This is a genomic window from Rathayibacter sp. Leaf248, assembly GCF_920939495.1.
GTDB classification, from domain to species: domain Bacteria; phylum Actinomycetota; class Actinomycetes; order Actinomycetales; family Microbacteriaceae; genus Rathayibacter; species Rathayibacter caricis.
The window spans coordinates 1,799,515-1,815,582 of sequence record NZ_CAKLAV010000001.1 but is presented as its reverse complement, the minus strand read 5'-3'; the positions used below and the strand labels follow the sequence as shown (position 1 = coordinate 1,815,582).

Below are 16,068 nucleotides of genomic sequence, written 5' to 3'. Positions count from 1 at the left end.
GCCTGTCGTCGGATACGGCTAGAGCTCGTCCGACCGGGCGGGAGCCGGCTGCCGGGGGATCGCGCGATGGCCCCAGCGGTTCCACGCCGCGATGTAGATGGCGAGTCCGGTGACGAGCCCGGCGATCACCCACAGCACGACGAGGTAGTCGATCCACGAGCCGACCGGCGGCGAACCGGGGAGGAAGTTCCGCAGCGGGATGACCGCGAAGAGCATGGCGCCGATCCAGCTGGTGAGGGTCGCCTCCACCCTGCGGCGGCCGGTGTAGGCGCTGATGGCGACGAACAGGACGAGCACCGGGGTGACCGCCATCATCCCGAGCAGCACGATCCCGAACGCGACCGTGCTCGCCGAGCGGGTCGCGGTGATGATGACCGAGGTCAGCGCTTCATCGCCGTCGGCGGTGGGGACGCTGTCGCCGGGCTGCGCGGCCGTCACGGTGTTCAAGTGCCACCCCGGCACGGAGTCGTCGATGCAGACCCGAGTGGGCACCGCGGTGTGCTCGTGGTCGTCATGATCGTCCTCGCCGAGGAAGGCGAACGTCGTCAGGTCGGCCCGGTAGCTGTCGAAGGGCCACTCCTCGACGGTCCCCTCGGCGAAGTCCGACTGCACGGAGCTGTCGAGCACCTCGCCCGCAGGGAAGGTCAGGACGCTCGGCCCGTCGACCGGGAAGGTCACCAGGCTGATCGTCTCCTCGGCCGTGTACCCGTCGGAGGAGGTCAGGCCCTTCGAGGGCACCAGCGTCATCTGGAACTCGAGCCGCTGGCGGGCCGCGTCCACCTCCGCCGGCTGGAGCTTCACGGTGACCGGGTCGGCGCCCGCGATGACCGTCTCGCAGCCCTCGCTCGAGTCCCGGATGCCGCCCGCGTACGTCAGCACGACTGTCGCGTACACGAGGACCGCCGCCAGGACGGCGAGGAGGACCGGCCATCGACGGCGCCGGGGACGGGGACGCGGGCCGGTCATCTGCCGAGCATAGGGGGCTGCCCGTCGTCTCCGATTGGATCCGGGATCGAGCGTGCGAAGGCACGGGGTGGAGCGTCGGCGCACCGCTCTGCGGGCGGGCCGTGGTGCACGTCCGTGCGGAGGAGGCGGCCGGAGGCGCCTCCCGCCGCCCCGGCGCGGCACGATGGAGGGATGTCACGCGTCTCCGCCCTGTCCGTCGCCCGCACCGGGGCCAAGCTGCTGCTCGGCTCCGCCCTCGTCTTCGCCGGGGTGAGCCATCTCACCCGCGCGCGCGAGGAGTTCCAGGCGCAGGTGCCGGAGTGGGTGCCGCTGGACAAGGACACGGTCGTGCTGGCGTCGGGCGTCGTCGAGATCGGCCTGGGAGCGGCACTCGTCCTCTCCCGCCGCACCGCGCCGCTCGTGGGGAACGCGGCCGCCGCCTTCTTCACCGCGATCTTCCCGGGCAACGTCTCGCAGTACCTCACGAAGACCAGCGCGTTCGGCCTCGACACCGACCGCAAGCGCGCGGTGCGGCTGCTCTTCCAGCCGGTGCTGGTGGCCTGGGCGCTGTGGTCGACGCGGCGTCCGTGACGTCGGCCGGAGGGACTCGGCTCAGGTCCTGCCGCGCCCGAGGGCGGCCAGCAGGTTCTCGAGGCCGAACTCCCAGGCGTCGTCCACGTCGCCGCCGAGAGTGAACGCGCCGTTGATCTCCATGCTGATGAAGCCCGTCGCCCAGGCCGTGAGGGTCCGGGCGGCCTCGAGCGCGTGCTCGGCACCGGCGAGCTCCTCGGCCGCCCGGAGGAGGGAGGCGCTCGCCGCGACCCGGTACTCCTGCGCCGCCACGGGCGTCCCGGCCGCCGGGGTCATCACGAGCTGGAACGCGGCGGGCCGTTCGCGGCCGGAGCGGCGGAGCTCGGCCGCGATGCGCGCGGGGTCGTCCTCGGCGCCGAGCCGCTGGGCGTAGTCGCGCAGCGTCGCCTCGGCCACCGAGCGGATCAGCGCCTCGCGGCTCTCGACGCGCTTGTAGAGGGAGGGGGCACGCACGCCCACCCGCTGGGCGACGGCCTGCATGGTGACGCCGGCGAGTCCCTCCTCCTCGAGCAGTGCGGCGGCGGCGGCGACGATCGCGTCGTGGGTGGTGCGGTCCGGAGTGGGCATGCCTCCAGCATAGCTATTGACAGTAGCCATGATGGCTAAGTAGCGTAGCCATCATGGAACTCACCCCTTCGCTCCACCGCCTCGGCTCCGACGTCGTCGCCTCCTACCTGGTCGCGACCCCCGAGGGCGTCACCCTGATCGACGCCGGGCTCCCCGGCCACTGGTCCGATCTGCTCGCCGCGCTCGCCGAGCTCGGCCGTCCGATCGAGGACGTGAAGGGCGTCGTCCTCACCCACGGCGACTCCGACCACATCGGCTTCGCCGAGCGCCTGCGCCGCGAGCACGGGGTGCCCGTCTTCGTGCACGCCGCCGACGCCGAGCGGGCGAAGGGCGGGAAGAAGCCCGCGAACGGGAAGCAGTCGATGCGGCTCGGTGCCATGGCGGGGTTCCTCGCCTACTTCGCGCGCAAGGGCGGACTCCGCGTCCCTCCGCTGACCGAGGTGGTCGAGGTCGCCGACGGCGACGTGCTCGAGCTGCCCGGCTCGCCGCGCATCATCGGACTGCCCGGCCACTCCGCGGGCAGCGTCGCCGTGCACGTGCCGGCGGTCGACGCCGTCTTCGTGGGCGACGGCCTGACGACGCGCCACGTGCTCACCGGTCGCTCGGGCCCGCAGCCCGCTCCGTTCACCGACGATCCGGAGCAGGCGCTCGCGTCGCTCCGCCTCCTCCTGCCGACCGGTGCCGCGTGGGTGCTGCCCGGGCACGGGGCTCCGTGGCGAGACGGGGTCGCGGCGGCGGTCGAGGCCGCCGAGGCGGCCGCTCGGAGCTGACGCCTGAGGACACCACTCGGAGCCGACCCCGGAGTCAGGACGCCGGCACGAGCTCCCAGCGCGCCGTGAGGACCCGCAGGCCCTCGTCGAAGACGGCCGACCAGGCGGTCGCGTCGTGCGCGCTGTCGGGCACCTCGAGGTAGGTGGTCCGCATGCCGGCGGCCGTGGCGGCGGCGTGCAGCGTCTGCACCCCGGCGCGGAACGCGGTGTCGTCGGCACCCACTCCGAACACCGCGACCGTGTCGGAGTAGGGGGCGTGCGCGGCGAGGATGCTCGCAGGCTTCGCCGCCTCGTAGGCGCTCGCGCTGCCTCCGAAGCCCTCGCGGATCGTCGTCGCCTCGTCGCCCAGGCTCGGTGCCAGCTCGCCCGAGGCGTCGATGATGCCGCCGAAGAGCTCGGGATGCGCGGCGCCGAGCTGGATCGCGCAGGTGCCGCCCTGCGACAGCCCGCCGATCGCCCAGTCGGCCGGATCCGGCAGGACGGGCAGGTGCGCGCGGATCCAGGCCGGGACGTCGACCGTGAGGTAGGTCGCGGAGTTCCCCAGCGGCGAGTCGACGCACATCGGGTTCGCGGTCGGGTCGCCGAGCTGATCGGGCGAGACGACGATGGGCGCGAGCCCCGCATGGCCCGCCGCGTAGGCGTCGAGCGCCTGCTGCAGCTTCTCGGTCGACAGCGGGTCGGAGGGGGAGCCCGGCTGACCGGACAGCATCACCATCACGGGCAGCAGCGGCGGGTCCGCCGTGAGGGCGGCCGGCGGGAGGTAGACCACGGCGTCACGGGCGCGGAAGCCCGAGACGGTGGCCGGGATCGGGATCGACTGCACCGTGCCGACGGCCGGCATGCCGGCGGGCGCGGTCCAGTCGGAGAACGGGGTGCGGCTGCCGTCGGCGACGGCGGGGAGCGCCCCGACCACGGGGTAGGCGCTGAGTCCGAGGGCGCTGCGCAGCGTCGGGTACTGGCCGAAGTCGAGGTTGACGGTCATCGCGGCGGTGGCGACGACGAGCACGGCGACCCCGACGGACGCGAGCGCGCGTCGCACGCGCCGGTGTCGGAGGGCGTGCACCAGGACGACGAGCGCGACGCCGAGGCCGCCGAGCGCGAGCCCGGTCCAGAGCCGCGTGACGGGAGTCAGGTCGACGCCGAGGGGGCCGTCCGCGCCGTCGAGCAGGGCGGCGAGCGAGGCCCCGCCCACGACGCCGACGAGGAGTACGGCCGCGACGACCGCCGCGCGCCGGACGCGTCCCTCCGGGCGCGAGCGGGCGTACGCGACGACGAGCGCGGCGAAGGCGAGGGCCGCGACCGCGTAGACGGTCACGACGAGGGGCCCGGAGGAGAGGCTCAGCCCGAGGAGTGCGTTCATGCGTCGATCCGGTCGTCCGGCCGTCGGGAGAGACGGCAGGCGACAGTGTCGACTCCTGTTCTGGACGCTCGCTGGATGCCTCCTGGACGGCTGGGAAGCCTGCCGTCCTCCCCAGGCGTCGATCCTCCGGACGCTCCCCGGTGCACGCGCAAGCCCGCGCGCCGCCGCGCCGACCCGCCTACCGTGGAACGCGCAGGACACGCAGACCGCGCCCTCACGAAGGAGCCCGAACCATGATGCAGATCCCCCTCCCCGTCGTTCCCGAGCGCGAGGCCCGCGCATGAGCCGCGGAGTCGCCGTCGTCACCGGAGGCACCGCCGGGCTCGGCCGCGCCACGGTGCGCGAGCTCGCGAAGCGCGGATGGGACGTCGCCGTGCTCGCGCGCGGAGCGGACGGGCTCGCGGCCACGGTCGCCGAGATCGAGCAGGCGGGCCGACGCGGTCTCGGAGTGCCGACCGACGTCGCCGATCGCGAGGCCGTCGAGGCCGCGGCCGACCGGGTGGAGGCCGAGCTCGGCCCGATCGAGCTGTGGGTCAACGACGCGATGGTCGGAGTGTTCGGCGAGTTCCTCTCGACCGAGCCCGCCGACTTCGAGCGCGCGGTGGCGGTCAACTTCTTCGGCTTCGTCAACGGCACCCGGGCCGCGCTCTCGCGGATGATCCCGCGCGGCCGCGGCCACGTGATCCAGGTCGGCTCGGCGCTCGCGCACCGCGGCATCCCGCTCCAGGCGGCGTACTGCGCCTCGAAGTTCGGAGCCCGCGGCTTCACCGAGGCGGTCACCGCCGAGCTCCTTCACTCCAAGAGCCGCATCCGGCTCTCCGAGGTCGACATGCCGGCGCTGAACACCATCCAGTTCAACTGGGTGAAGTCGCAGCTGCCGCACCACCCGCAGCCCGTCCCGCCGATCTACGAGCCCGAGGTGGGCGCCATCGCGATCGCCGACGTGGCCGACAAGCCGCGCCGTCGCACCTGGGTCGGCGAGCCGACGGCGGGCACGATCCTGGGAGATCGCTTCGCCGGCGCGTTCATGGACTGGTACCTCGCGCGCAGCGCCTTCGACGGCCAGCAGGCGCCCGACAAGAAGGCGCCGATGCTCCCGAACAACGTCTACGAGCCCGTGCCCGGCGACCACGGCGCCCGCGGCCTCTTCAGCGACAAGGCCCACACGATGACTCCGCAGATCTGGATGATCCGGCACCGCGCGGCGAGCTACGCCGGAGCGGCGGTCGCCGCGGCGGCCGGAGTCGTCGGCGTCGTCGCGGCCCTGCGGAGGAAGTGACCGTGGCCGACGTCGATGCCGTCGTCGTCGGGGCGGGGCCCAACGGCCTCGCCGCGGCGGTCGTCCTCGCGCGGGCGGGGCTGTCGGTCGCGGTGCTCGAGCGCAACGAGCGGATCGGCGGCGGTGCGCGGACGGCGGAGCTCACGCTGCCGGGCTTCCACCACGACGTCTGCTCGGCCGTGCACCCGATGGCGCTCGCGTCCGAGTTCTTCCGGCGCTTCCGGCTCGACGAGCGGATCGACCTGCGGGTGCCCGACATCTCGTACGCGCATCCGCTCGACGGCGGCCGGGCCGGCATCGCCTACCGCGATCTCGACCGCACGGCCCAGGCCCTCGGGCGCGACGGAGCCGCGTGGCGCGCGCTCATGGGCCCGCTGTCCGAGCGCGCGGACCGCGTCTCGGGCTTCACGAACGACCCACTGCTGCGCGTGCCGACCGATCCGAGCGTGCTCGTGCGGTTCGGGCTCCGGGTCCTCGAGCAGGGCTCGCCGTTCTGGAACCTGCGCTTCGCCGAGGACGTCGCCCCCGCGATGCTCACCGGAGTCGCGGCGCACTCCATCCGCCCGATGCCGAGCCCGTCGACCGCCGCCGCCGCTCTCGCCCTCGGGACCTACGCGCACGCCCGCGGCTGGCCGGTGCCGATCGGCGGCAGCCAGTCGATCGTCGACGCCCTCGCCGACGACCTCCTCGCCCACGGCGGCACCATCGAGACGGGGGTCGAGGTCACCTCGCTGGCGCAGCTGCCCCGCGCCCGGGCCGTGCTCGTCGACCTCACTCCGAAGGCGCTGCTCGCGCTCGCCGGCGACCGGCTGCCGCGCGCCTACGCGAAGGCCCTCCGCGCGTTCCGCTACGGCAACGGCGTCGCCAAGGTCGACTTCGCGCTCGACGGACCGGTGCCCTGGTCGCACCCCGAGCTCCGCCGCGCCGGCACCCTCCACGTCGGAGGCACCCGGGCCGAGATCGCCGGAGCCGAGCGCGACGTCGCCCGCGGACGCCACAGCGAGAACCCCTACGTGCTGGTCGCGCAGCCCTCGATCGCCGATCCCGGCCGAGCGCCCGAGGGCAAGCACGTGCTGTGGGCCTACACGCACGTGCCGCGCTACTCCCCGCTGCACCAGCAGGAGGCGATCACCGCGCAGATCGAGCGCTTCGCTCCGGGCTTCCGCGACCGCGTGATCGGGGTCTCGTCGATGACAGCCCGCGACATGGAGCAGTACAACCCGAACTACCTGGGCGGCGACATCGCGGCGGGAGCGGCGAGCGTCGTCCAGCTGCTGTCGCGACCGGTGCCCTCGCCCGACCCGTGGCGGACGCCCGCGAAGGGCCTGTACCTCTGCTCGTCGTCGACTCCGCCCGGCCCGGGAGTGCACGGCATGGCCGGCTGGCACGCCGCCCGCAGCGCCCTGCGGCACGAGTTCGGGATCACCCGCGCGCCCGATCTGGCACCCTGAGGGGAGGGGCGACCCCGCTCCCGAGCACCGACCGCCTTCCGAAGGAGCCCGCGATGTCCCGCAACACCCGCGTCTTCCACTGCCCGCCCGAGTCCGTCTTCGCGGCCCTCTCCTCCGGATGGCTGTTCCCCTCGTGGGTGGTCGGCGCCTCGCGGATGCGGAAGGTGGACGAGGACTTCCCGCACGTCGGATCGCAGCTGCACCACTCGTTCGGGCTCTGGCCGCTCGTCATCGACGACCGCACCACCGTCCTCGAGTGGGATCCGCCGCACCGCTTCATCATCCAGGCGGCCGGCTGGCCGATGGGCGAGGCGCGGGTCCGGATCGAGGTGGAGCCGCACAAGAGCGGCTGCCGCGTGCGCATGCACGAGACGGCCGTGAAGGGCCCCGGCACGCTCATCCCGAAGCCGCTCCTGCACTCGTTCCTCTGGCTGCGCAACATCGAGGCGCTGCAGCGCCTCGCGCACATGGCCGAGGCGGGCGCGGGCGGACGGGTGCTCGAGCCCCGGGCCCTGCCCTCGCCCCGCGACCGCGAGGGCGTCGACACCCCGAAGCACCTGGTGTCGCGGACGATCGGCACCCTCGCCTCGGTGGCCGTCGGGTCGCTCGTGCTGCGCGCCGCGGCGGCCGCGATCCGGCGGACCCGCAGCTGACCGCGGGCCCGCGGCGGGGTCAGACGATGCGCTCGACGAGCCGCACGTGGTGCACGGCGACCCGCTTCGGCTCGCCCGCGAACGCGGCCGCCCGCTCCGGGGAGTCCATGTAGGTCTTCTCGATCGCGAGGAACGACTCCGCGTCACCCGGCGTGCTGACCGCCCAGACGAACTCGTTCACCTCGCGGTCGGCGTAGGCGAACTCGATCCGGAATCCCAGCGCCTCGCGCGCCGGCACGATCCTCGCCCGGAACCAGGCGAGGAACTCGTCGATCACCCCGTCCACCAGCTCGTAGCGTCGGAGTTGAATGGTCCTGGTCTCGGCAGCGTCGCTCATGCGCTCGACGGTACCGGAGTCGCGGACACCGCTCCCGCCCGCTCGTCCCGCTCACGCATTCACCGCCCGTTCGCCCGCCCGTCCGCCCCCGAGGAGGCACCCCCTGGATCCCCGCCGCAACCGCGCCCTCGCGCTCCTCGTCGCCGGCTGCTTCTTCATGGAGAACCTCGACGCGACGATCGTGACCACCGCGGCGCCCGCCATCGCGGCCGACCTCGGCGTCGACTCCGCCGCGATCGCGATCACCGTGACCGCGTTCCTGCTCACCGTCGCGGTGCTGATCCCGGCCTCGGGCTGGCTGAGCGAGCGCTTCGGCGTGCGCCGCGTGTTCACCCTGGCGATCGCCGCCTTCACGCTCGCGTCCCTGCTCTGCGCGCTCAGCCCGACGCTGCCCGTGCTGATCGCCGCGCGGGTCCTCCAGGGCGTCGGCGGAGCTCTCATGGTGCCGGTCGGCCGCCTCGCGGTGCTGCGGGTCACGCCGCGCGAGCGCATCATCGAGGCCATCGCGATCCTGGTCTGGCCGGGCCTCGTGGCGCCGATCGTCGCTCCGTTCGTCGGCGGACTGCTGACGACCTACGCGTCCTGGCACTGGATCTTCCTGATCAACCTGCCGCTCGGGGCGGTCGCGTTCGTCCTGGCGCTGCGCATCGTGCCCGGCGGGCGCGAGCAGGCCCCGCCGCCCCTGGACGTCGTCGGCCTGGTGCTCGTCGCCGTCGGCCTCGGCGCGCTCGTCGGCGCCTCGGGACTGGTCGCCGCGTCCGTCTCGGACCCGCGGGCGTTGACGCTCGCCGTCGCCGGCGTGGCCGTGACGGCGGTGGCCGTGCGGCACCTGCGCCGTGCGCCGCATCCGCTCGTCCGACTCGACGCCTTCCGCTTCCCGACGTTCCGGGTGGCGAACGCGAGCGGATCGCTGTACCGGGCGACGATCAACGCCGTCCCGTTCCTCCTGCCGCTGCTGTTCCAGGACGCGTTCGGCTGGAGCCCGGTGCAGGCGGGCTCGGTCGTGCTCGCCCTGTTCGTCGGCAACCTCGCGATCAAGCCGGCGACGACGTGGCTGCTGCGGACCCTGGGCTTCCGGACCGTGCTCGTCGTCGCGAACGCGATCGGAGTCGCGTGCATGGCGGCGATGGCGTTCCTCACCCCGGAGGTGCCGATCGCCGCGGTCGTCGCCCTGCTGGTGCTCAGCGGCGTCGCCCGATCGGCGGGCTTCACCGCCTACAACACCGTCACCTTCGCCGAGGTGCCGGCCGAGGGGATGTCGGGCGCGAACACGCTGAGCGCGACCACGCAGCAGGTCGCGGCGGGCTTCGGAGTCGCGGTGGGCGGCGTAGCCCTCGCGGTCGGGACCGCGCTGGGCCCGGGCCTCGTGCCCTACCGGTTCGCGTTCCTGGTGATCGCGCTGCTGACCCTGGTGCCGCTCGTCGCTGCGGCGCGCCTGACCCGCGACTCCGGCAGCGAGCTGACCCGCTGACGGAGGGGCCGCTGACGAGGAAGGCCGCCGACGGCGAGGGTCAGAGCGCGCCCTGCTCCGGCGTGCCGGCGGGGATCGGAGCGAGGCGCACGATGCGCGGCGGCTCCTGCAGCAGCCCCTCGAGCGACGCGTTGAGGCGCGCGACGGGCTCGCCCGCGCCGTGGGCGTCGAGCTCGGCCGCGCTGGTCCACTTCTCGATCATCACGACGGTGCCGTCGGGCGCGTCGTGGATCGAGTAGAGCTCGCAGCCCGGCTCGCCGTGCACCTCCGCGATGCCCGCGCGCAGGGCGTCGATCATGCGCTCGCGGGCGCCCTCGGCGGGGGTGAAGACGACGTGGACGACGACGGGAGCGGTCATGGCGGGATTCCTCACGGTGGGCGGGGCGGAACCCTCCACGCTACTCCGCTCGGTCGGTGCTCCCGCCGAGGCCGAGCACCATGCCGTCGAGGAGGTCGTGCGCGGTCGAGGTGACGGAGTCGAGTCCGGGCGAGGCGCTGCTCGCGGCGCGCAGCACCTCGCCCCAGATCAGCGCGCCGGCGGCGATGACGTCCTCGCGGCCCGCGCGCAGGTAGGGCAGCGCTGCGGCGTCGGCCGGGGAGAGGCGGGCCAGGTCGTCGCAGGCGGCGAGCACGGTGGCCAGGGGGAGCTCCGCCTCGAGCGCCTCGCGGTCGTAGGCGCGGAGCCGGAGTGCGTGCGCGGTGACGGTCAGCACCGTCGCGGCGACGCCGACCACGCTCCGGGCGCGCGAGAGGTCGACGGAGGAGGCGGCCAGCGCCGCGTGGACGTCGGCCCGCATCGCCTCCCGCTCCTCGTCGGTCGGCGCCGCGGCCCGGCGGTGGCGCTCGGTCAGGCGGACACTGCCGACGTCCATCGAGTGCGCCTGCTCGGGTGCCTCGTCGCCGAGGACCAGCTCCGTCGATCCGCCGCCGAGATCGACGACCAGCACGGGCCGGTCCGTCTCGACGACTCCGGTGGCGCCGCGGAACGAGAGCGCGGCCTCCTCCTCGCCGGTGATCGTCTCGGGACGCACCCCGATGATCCGCTCGACCGCGTCGAGGAACTCCTCGCGGTCGCTCGCATCCCGGGTGGCGGAGGTCGCGGCGAAGCGCAGCCGCGTCGCTCCGGCATCGCGGACCAGCTCGGCGTACTCGCGCGTGACGGCCAGCGTGCGCTCGAGCGCCGCGGGGTCGAAGCGGCCGGTGCGGTCGACGCCGTGGCCGAGGCGGACGAGCTCGGTGCGGCGCACCACGTCGGTCAGGCGGTCGCCGTCCACATCGGCGATCAGGAGGCGGAGGGAGTTGGTGCCGCAGTCGAAGGCGGCGACGCGCGTGCGAGGCATGCCGCCATCCTCCAGGACCCGGCGCCGGGATCGCGGCCTCGCTAGGACCTGGCGGCGAGGAGGTCGCCGTCGCGAGCACGCGAGACCAGGTCCTAGCCTGGGAGGACGAGCCGAAGGAGCCCCCGTGCACGATCACCACGTCCGCGTCCACCGCAGCGACGAGAACCTCGAGCGCGCCGGCCAACTCGCCCACGCGCTCGCCGAGATCGCCGTCGACCCGGTCGCCGTCGACGACGAGGTCGCCGAGATGGTCGTCAACCGCGTCATCGACAACGCGGCCGTCGCCACCGCCTCGCTGCTGCGCCGCCCCGTCGTCGCCGCCCGCTCGCAGGCGCTCGCGCATCCCGCCTCGATCGGGGGAGAGGGCGCCGTCGTCGTCGGCACCGACCTCTCCCGTCGCGTGTCGCCCGAGTGGGCGGCGTGGGCCAACGGAGTCGCCGTGCGAGAGCTCGACTACCACGACACCTTCCTCGCGGCCGAGTACTCGCATCCGGGCGACAACATCCCGCCCCTGGTCGCCGTCGCCCAGCACGCGGGCATTGGAGGCGCGCAGCTGGTGCGCGGCATCGTCACCGCCTACGAAGTGCAGGTCGACCTCGTCAAGGCGATCAGCCTGCACCGGCACAAGATCGACCACGTGGCGCACCTCGGCCCGTCGGCCGCCGCGGGCCTGGGCACGATGCTCGGGCTCGACGTGGCGACCGTCGAGCAGGCGATCGCCCAGGCGCTGCACACCACCACCGCGACCCGGCAGTCCCGCAAGGGCGAGATCTCGACCTGGAAGGCGTACGCGCCGGCCTTCGCGGGGAAGATGGCGATCGAGGCCGTCGACCGGGCGATGCGCGGCGAGACCAGCCCGTCGCCGATCTACGAGGGCGAGGACGGCGTGATCGCCTGGCTGCTCGACGGCGCCGGCGCCTCCTACGACGTGCCGCTGCCCGACCGCGGCGAGGCCAAGCGCGCGATCCTCGACACGTACACGAAGGAGCACTCGGCCGAGTACCAGGCGCAGGCGCTGATCGACCTCGCCCGCCGGCTGCACCACTCCCACCCCGAGGCCGCCGACCCCGAGCGCGTCGAGCGCATCGTGATCCACACCTCGCACCACACCCACTTCGTGATCGGATCGGGCGCGAACGACCCGCAGAAGTACGACCCGCAGGCGTCGCGCGAGACGCTCGACCACTCGGTGCCCTACATCTTCACCGTGGCGCTGCAGGACGGAGCCTGGCACCACGTGCGCAGCTACGCCCCCGAGCGCGCGGCCCGGGCCGACACCATCGCGCTCTGGCGCCGCACGACGACGGAGGAGGACGCGGAGTGGACCCGCCGCTACCACTCCGAGGACCCGGCCGAGAAGGCGTTCGGCGCGCGCGTCGAGATCCTGCTCACCGACGGCACCACGATCGTCGACGAGATCGCGGTGGCGGATGCGCACCCGCTCGGCGCCCACCCGTTCTCGCGCGAGCAGTACGTGTCGAAGTTCCGCACGCTCGCGGCCGACGTGCTCGAGGAGCGCGAGATCGAGCGCTTCCTCGACCTCGCGCAGCGGCTGCCCGAGCTGACCCCCGAGGAGGTCGGACAGCTGACCGTCGTGGCGGCGCCCGGCGTGCTCGCCTCGGTGGAGTCGCCGCGCGGGCTGTTCTAGAGCCCGTCTCCGCGAGATGCCTCTTCGGTACGCCGCCTCCGGCGTGTCGCGTACCGAAGCGGCATCTCGCGGTGAGCGTCAGAGCAGGGCGTCCGTCAGGTGGTCCGGCGTGCCGAAGCGGTGCGCGGTGATCGAGACGGCCTGCTCGCGGACGAACGGCAGGAGCTCGAGGCGACCCGACTCCGTCACGGCGCCGGCGTACACCGCCAGGTCGGGGCGGCCGTCGGTGACCGAGGTCACGTCGGAGGCCGGTGCGCCGATCAGCCGCACCCGGCCCGCTCCGTACGCCCGCACCCGCCGCGACCACGCGGCCTCGTCCTCCACGACCGCGTCGGCGACGGCAGCCGTTGCGGCGGCGACCTGCGGAGGCAGTGACGTCGCGCTCGACACGACCACCGCCCCTCCGACGCCCGCCGCCGCGGCGACGACCTGCACGAGCGAGCCCACCGGCTCACCCTCGGCCAGGCGCACCAGCACGGGGGAGCCGTACGCGAGCCGCCGGAACACGTTGCGCTCGGCCGCGAGCCCCGTCACGTCGCGGGGCGCGTGCTCCGCGAGCGCCTCGGCCGCGCTGCGCGCCGTCCGCTCGACGGCTCCCGCTTCACCGGCCGACAGCTCCGCCCGCGCCGCCGCGACGAGCCCGGCCGCCGCGGCGGGCACCTCCGCCGTCGCGGTCGACGCACGGGGCGTCCATGTGCCGAGCCCCAGCAGGTAGACCGGTCCACCCGCCTTCGTGCCCGGCCCGACCGCCGACTTCTTCCAGCCGCCGAACGGCTGGCGCTCGACGATCGCGCCCGTGATGCCGCGGTTCACGTACAGGTTTCCCGCCTGGATGCTCTCGAGCCATGTGCCGATCTCGACCGGGTCGAGCGCGTGCAGCCCCGAGGTCAGGCCGTAGTCGACCTCGTTCACGATCGCGATCGCGTCCTCGAGGGTCGGCGCGGTCATGATGCCGAGCACCGGTCCGAAGTACTCGGTGCGGTGGTACTCGGACCCGCGGCGCACGCCGTCGCGGACACCCGGGCTCCACAGGCGGCCGGAGTCGTCGAGCGTCCGCGGCTGCAGCAGCCAGCTCTCTCCGGCGCCGAGCTCGGTGAGCCCGCGCAGCAGCTTGCCCGCGGCGGGCTCGATGACCGGTCCCATCCGCGTCGCCGGGTCGGTCGGGTAGCCCACGGTCAGCGAGGCGACCGCGTCGAGCAGCTGCGCACGGAACCGCTTCGAGCGGGCGACGGAGCCGACGAGCACGACGAGCGACGCGGCCGAGCACTTCTGGCCGGCGTGGCCGAACGCGCTCGACACGACGTCCTTGACCGCCAGGTCGAGGTCGGCCGAGGGAGTGACGATGATCGCGTTCTTGCCGCTCGTCTCGGCGAGCAAGGGGAGGTCGTGGCGGAACGAGCGGAACAGCTCGGCCGTCTCGTAGGCGCCGGTGAGGATCACGCGGTCGACGGCGGGCGAGGCGACGAGATCCGCGCCGAGCTCCTCCTCCGGGACCCGCAGCAGGAGCAGCGCCTCGCGGGGGACCCCCGCGGCCCAGAGCGCCTCGGCGACGACCGCGCCGCAGCGCGCCGTCGGTCCGGCCGGCTTGAGCACGACGGCCGACCCCGCGGCCAGGGCGGCGAGCACGCCACCGGCCGGGATCGCCACCGGGAAGTTCCACGGCGGTGCGACGAGCGTCAGGTGCGCGGGGTGGAACTCGGCGCCGTCGACCGAGTCGAGCTCGCGGGCGCGCTCGGCGTAGTAGTGCGCGAAGTCGATCGCCTCGGACACCTCCGGGTCGCCCTGGTCGATCGTCTTGCCGGCCTCGGCCGCCATCACCTCGAGCAGATCGGCACGGCGGGCCTCGAGCTCCTCGCCCGCGCGGTGCAGGATCCGTGCGCGCTCGTCGGCGGGGACGCGGCCCCAGGCGAGGCCGGCGTCGCGGGTCGCGGTGAGCGCCGACTCCAGTTCGGGGAGGGCGGTGAGCGTCGCGGCCTCGATGCTGTCGACGCCGAGCCGGGAGGAGGGGACCCGCGCGAGGATCGCGTCGGCCCAGTCGCGGTTCGCGGCGACGGAGGGATCGGTGTCGGGCGTGCTGCGGAAGTCGCCGAAGCCCGGTCGGCCGCTCGCTGCGAAGCGGTCGGCGACGCGGTGGGCGGGCGGCACGGCTCCGTCGAGGGCGGCGACGGAGGCGCGGAACCGCGACTCCTCCCGCGCGAACAGCTCCGGCTGCGCCTCGAGCTCGAAGACGGCCGACATGAAGTTCTCGCTCGACGCGCCCTCCTCGAGTCGGCGGATGAGGTACGCGATCGCGACGTCGAACTCGGCCGGGGCGACGACCGGCGTGTAGAGCAGGAGCGAGCCCACGGTGCGGCGCACCGCCTCGGCCTGGCCCTGCGCCATGCCCAGCAGCATCTCGTACTCGATGCCGTCGCGGACCCCGCGCTCCCCGGCGAGCAGCCACGAGTAGGCGACGTCGAAGAGGTTGTGGCCGGCGACGCCGACCCGCACGTTGCGGATGCGCTCGGGGTGCAGCGCGTAGTCGAGCACGCGCTTGTAGTTCGTGTCCGAGTCCTGCTTCGTGCTCCAGGTCGCGAGCGGCCAGCCGTGCACCGAGGCCTCGACCTGCTCCATCGGCAGGTTCGCGCCCTTGACCACGCGCACCTTGATGCCGGCCCCGCCGCGGGCGCGACGCGCGGCGCTCCACTCCTGCAGGCGGATCATCGCCGACAGCGCGTCGGGCAGGTAGGCCTGCAGCACGATGCCGGCCTCGAGGTCGTGGAACTCGGGGCGGTCGAGCAGGCGGGTGAAGACCGCGATCGTGAGGTCGAGGTCCTTGTACTCCTCCATGTCGAGGTTGACGAACTTCGCCGGAGTCGCGGCGGCGGCGCGGGCGAACAGCGGAGTGAGCTCGTCGACGATGTCGTCGACCGCCGCGTCGAAGGCCCACGGGTTGTGCGGGGCGACGGTGGACGAGACCTTGATCGACACGTAGTCCACGTCGTCGCGGGCGAGGAGGCGGTGCGTGCCCTCGAGGCGGCGCTGCGCCTCCTTGCGGCCGAGCACGGCCTCGCCGAGCAGGTTCATGTTGAGACGGACGCCCTCGCGGCGGATCTTCGCGATCGCGGGGCCGAGCTTCGCGTCGGTCGCGTCGATGATGAGGTGGCCGACCATCCTCCGCAGCACTCGGCGGGCGATCGGCACGACCACGTCGGGCAGGATCGGGGCCATCACTCCGCCCAGGGCGACCGCGCCGCGCATCGGGGCGGGGAGGAAGCGGGGCACGCCGCCCGCGATCGAGCGCAGCGCCGCGCCGGCGACCCGGGTGTCCTCGGGGCGGACGACGCCGTCGACGAAGCCGACGGTGAAGTCGAGCCCGGAGGGGTCCTTCAGCACGCCGGCGAGCTGCGCCCCGGACGCGTCGGTCGGGATGTCCGCGGCCTCGCGGAGCCAGCGGCGCACGAGGGCGACGCTCGCGTCGACGAGCGCCGGGGCGACGGAGTCGGGGGAGGGGGCGGTCGAGGTGGTCGCTCCGCTCGTGGCGGGGCGTGCGGCGAGGTCGGTCACGGTCGTGTCCTTCGGCTCGTGCGCCGCGCGGTCGGAGCGGCGTCTCCCCTCAGTATTCGACGCGGTACCGTTGAGCAGAAGCGATGATTCGTGACCGGTACCGGTCAGCT

General features: G+C 74.0%; 14 protein-coding genes. 7 read left to right on the top strand and 7 right to left on the bottom strand.

What is annotated here, in order from left to right; genetic code table 11:
- Window positions 1-18 precede the first annotated feature (18 nt).
- Entirely contained in the window at window positions 19-966 is a 948-nt protein-coding gene (locus tag LRG51_RS08935) for a DUF4436 family protein (RefSeq protein ID WP_230672286.1), read from the bottom strand.
- Between the two features lie 171 nt (window positions 967-1,137).
- On the opposite strand from LRG51_RS08935, the gene LRG51_RS08930 reads away from it, so the two are divergent.
- Entirely contained in the window at window positions 1,138-1,536 is a 399-nt protein-coding gene (locus LRG51_RS08930; RefSeq protein WP_055786051.1) for a DoxX family protein, read from the top strand.
- A gap of 21 nt (window positions 1,537-1,557) precedes the next feature.
- Here the strand turns inward: LRG51_RS08930 and LRG51_RS08925 are convergent, their stop codons facing one another.
- A complete protein-coding gene (locus LRG51_RS08925; RefSeq protein WP_230672285.1) occupies window positions 1,558-2,103 on the bottom strand; it encodes a TetR-like C-terminal domain-containing protein in 546 nt (181 codons plus the stop codon).
- Between the two features lie 53 nt (window positions 2,104-2,156).
- Between LRG51_RS08925 and LRG51_RS08920 the strand changes: the two genes are divergently transcribed.
- Window positions 2,157-2,873, top strand: coding sequence for an MBL fold metallo-hydrolase (locus LRG51_RS08920; RefSeq protein WP_230672283.1), 717 nt, complete (start codon window positions 2,157-2,159; stop codon window positions 2,871-2,873).
- Window positions 2,874-2,907: 34 nt separating this feature from the next.
- Here LRG51_RS08920 and LRG51_RS08915 read toward each other — a convergent pair whose 3' ends face one another.
- Window positions 2,908-4,233 carry an alpha/beta hydrolase gene (locus tag LRG51_RS08915; protein WP_230672281.1) on the bottom strand — a complete coding sequence of 442 codons (1,326 nt, stop codon included), beginning with the start codon at window positions 4,231-4,233 and terminating at the stop codon, window positions 2,908-2,910.
- Window positions 4,234-4,513: 280 nt separating this feature from the next.
- On the opposite strand from LRG51_RS08915, the gene LRG51_RS08910 reads away from it, so the two are divergent.
- From LRG51_RS08910 to LRG51_RS08900, 3 genes are read left to right on the top strand one after another with little or no spacing between them, the layout of a single operon-like run.
- On the top strand, window positions 4,514-5,512 hold the full coding sequence (locus LRG51_RS08910) for an SDR family oxidoreductase (protein ID WP_230672279.1): 999 nt from the start codon (window positions 4,514-4,516) through the stop codon (window positions 5,510-5,512).
- Between the two features lie 2 nt (window positions 5,513-5,514).
- Window positions 5,515-6,963, top strand: a complete 1,449-nt coding sequence (locus LRG51_RS08905; RefSeq protein WP_230672277.1) for a phytoene desaturase family protein — start codon at window positions 5,515-5,517, stop codon at window positions 6,961-6,963.
- 53 nt (window positions 6,964-7,016) lie between these two features.
- Entirely contained in the window at window positions 7,017-7,616 is a 600-nt protein-coding gene (locus LRG51_RS08900; RefSeq protein ID WP_230672275.1) for an SRPBCC family protein, read from the top strand.
- A 19-nt stretch (window positions 7,617-7,635) separates the two neighbouring features.
- On the opposite strand, the gene LRG51_RS08895 is transcribed toward LRG51_RS08900, so the two are convergent.
- Entirely contained in the window at window positions 7,636-7,953 is a 318-nt protein-coding gene (locus LRG51_RS08895; protein ID WP_055786080.1) for a hypothetical protein, read from the bottom strand.
- Window positions 7,954-8,110: 157 nt separating this feature from the next.
- On the opposite strand from LRG51_RS08895, the gene LRG51_RS08890 reads away from it, so the two are divergent.
- On the top strand, window positions 8,111-9,424 hold the full coding sequence (locus tag LRG51_RS08890) for an MFS transporter (RefSeq protein ID WP_230672273.1): 1,314 nt from the start codon (window positions 8,111-8,113) through the stop codon (window positions 9,422-9,424).
- Window positions 9,425-9,464: 40 nt separating this feature from the next.
- Here LRG51_RS08890 and LRG51_RS08885 read toward each other — a convergent pair whose 3' ends face one another.
- Window positions 9,465-9,782, bottom strand: coding sequence for a putative quinol monooxygenase (locus tag LRG51_RS08885; protein ID WP_230672272.1), 318 nt, complete (start codon window positions 9,780-9,782; stop codon window positions 9,465-9,467).
- 40 nt (window positions 9,783-9,822) lie between these two features.
- Window positions 9,823-10,764 (bottom strand): Ppx/GppA phosphatase family protein, encoded by a 942-nt coding sequence (locus LRG51_RS08880; protein ID WP_230672270.1) that lies wholly within the window; start codon window positions 10,762-10,764, stop codon window positions 9,823-9,825.
- 124 nt (window positions 10,765-10,888) lie between these two features.
- On the opposite strand from LRG51_RS08880, the gene LRG51_RS08875 reads away from it, so the two are divergent.
- A complete protein-coding gene (locus LRG51_RS08875) occupies window positions 10,889-12,412 on the top strand; it encodes an MmgE/PrpD family protein (RefSeq protein WP_230672268.1) in 1,524 nt (507 codons plus the stop codon).
- A 78-nt stretch (window positions 12,413-12,490) separates the two neighbouring features.
- Here the strand turns inward: LRG51_RS08875 and LRG51_RS08870 are convergent, their stop codons facing one another.
- Window positions 12,491-15,958, bottom strand: a complete 3,468-nt coding sequence (locus LRG51_RS08870) for a bifunctional proline dehydrogenase/L-glutamate gamma-semialdehyde dehydrogenase (RefSeq protein WP_230672266.1) — start codon at window positions 15,956-15,958, stop codon at window positions 12,491-12,493.
- Window positions 15,959-16,068 lie beyond the last annotated feature (110 nt).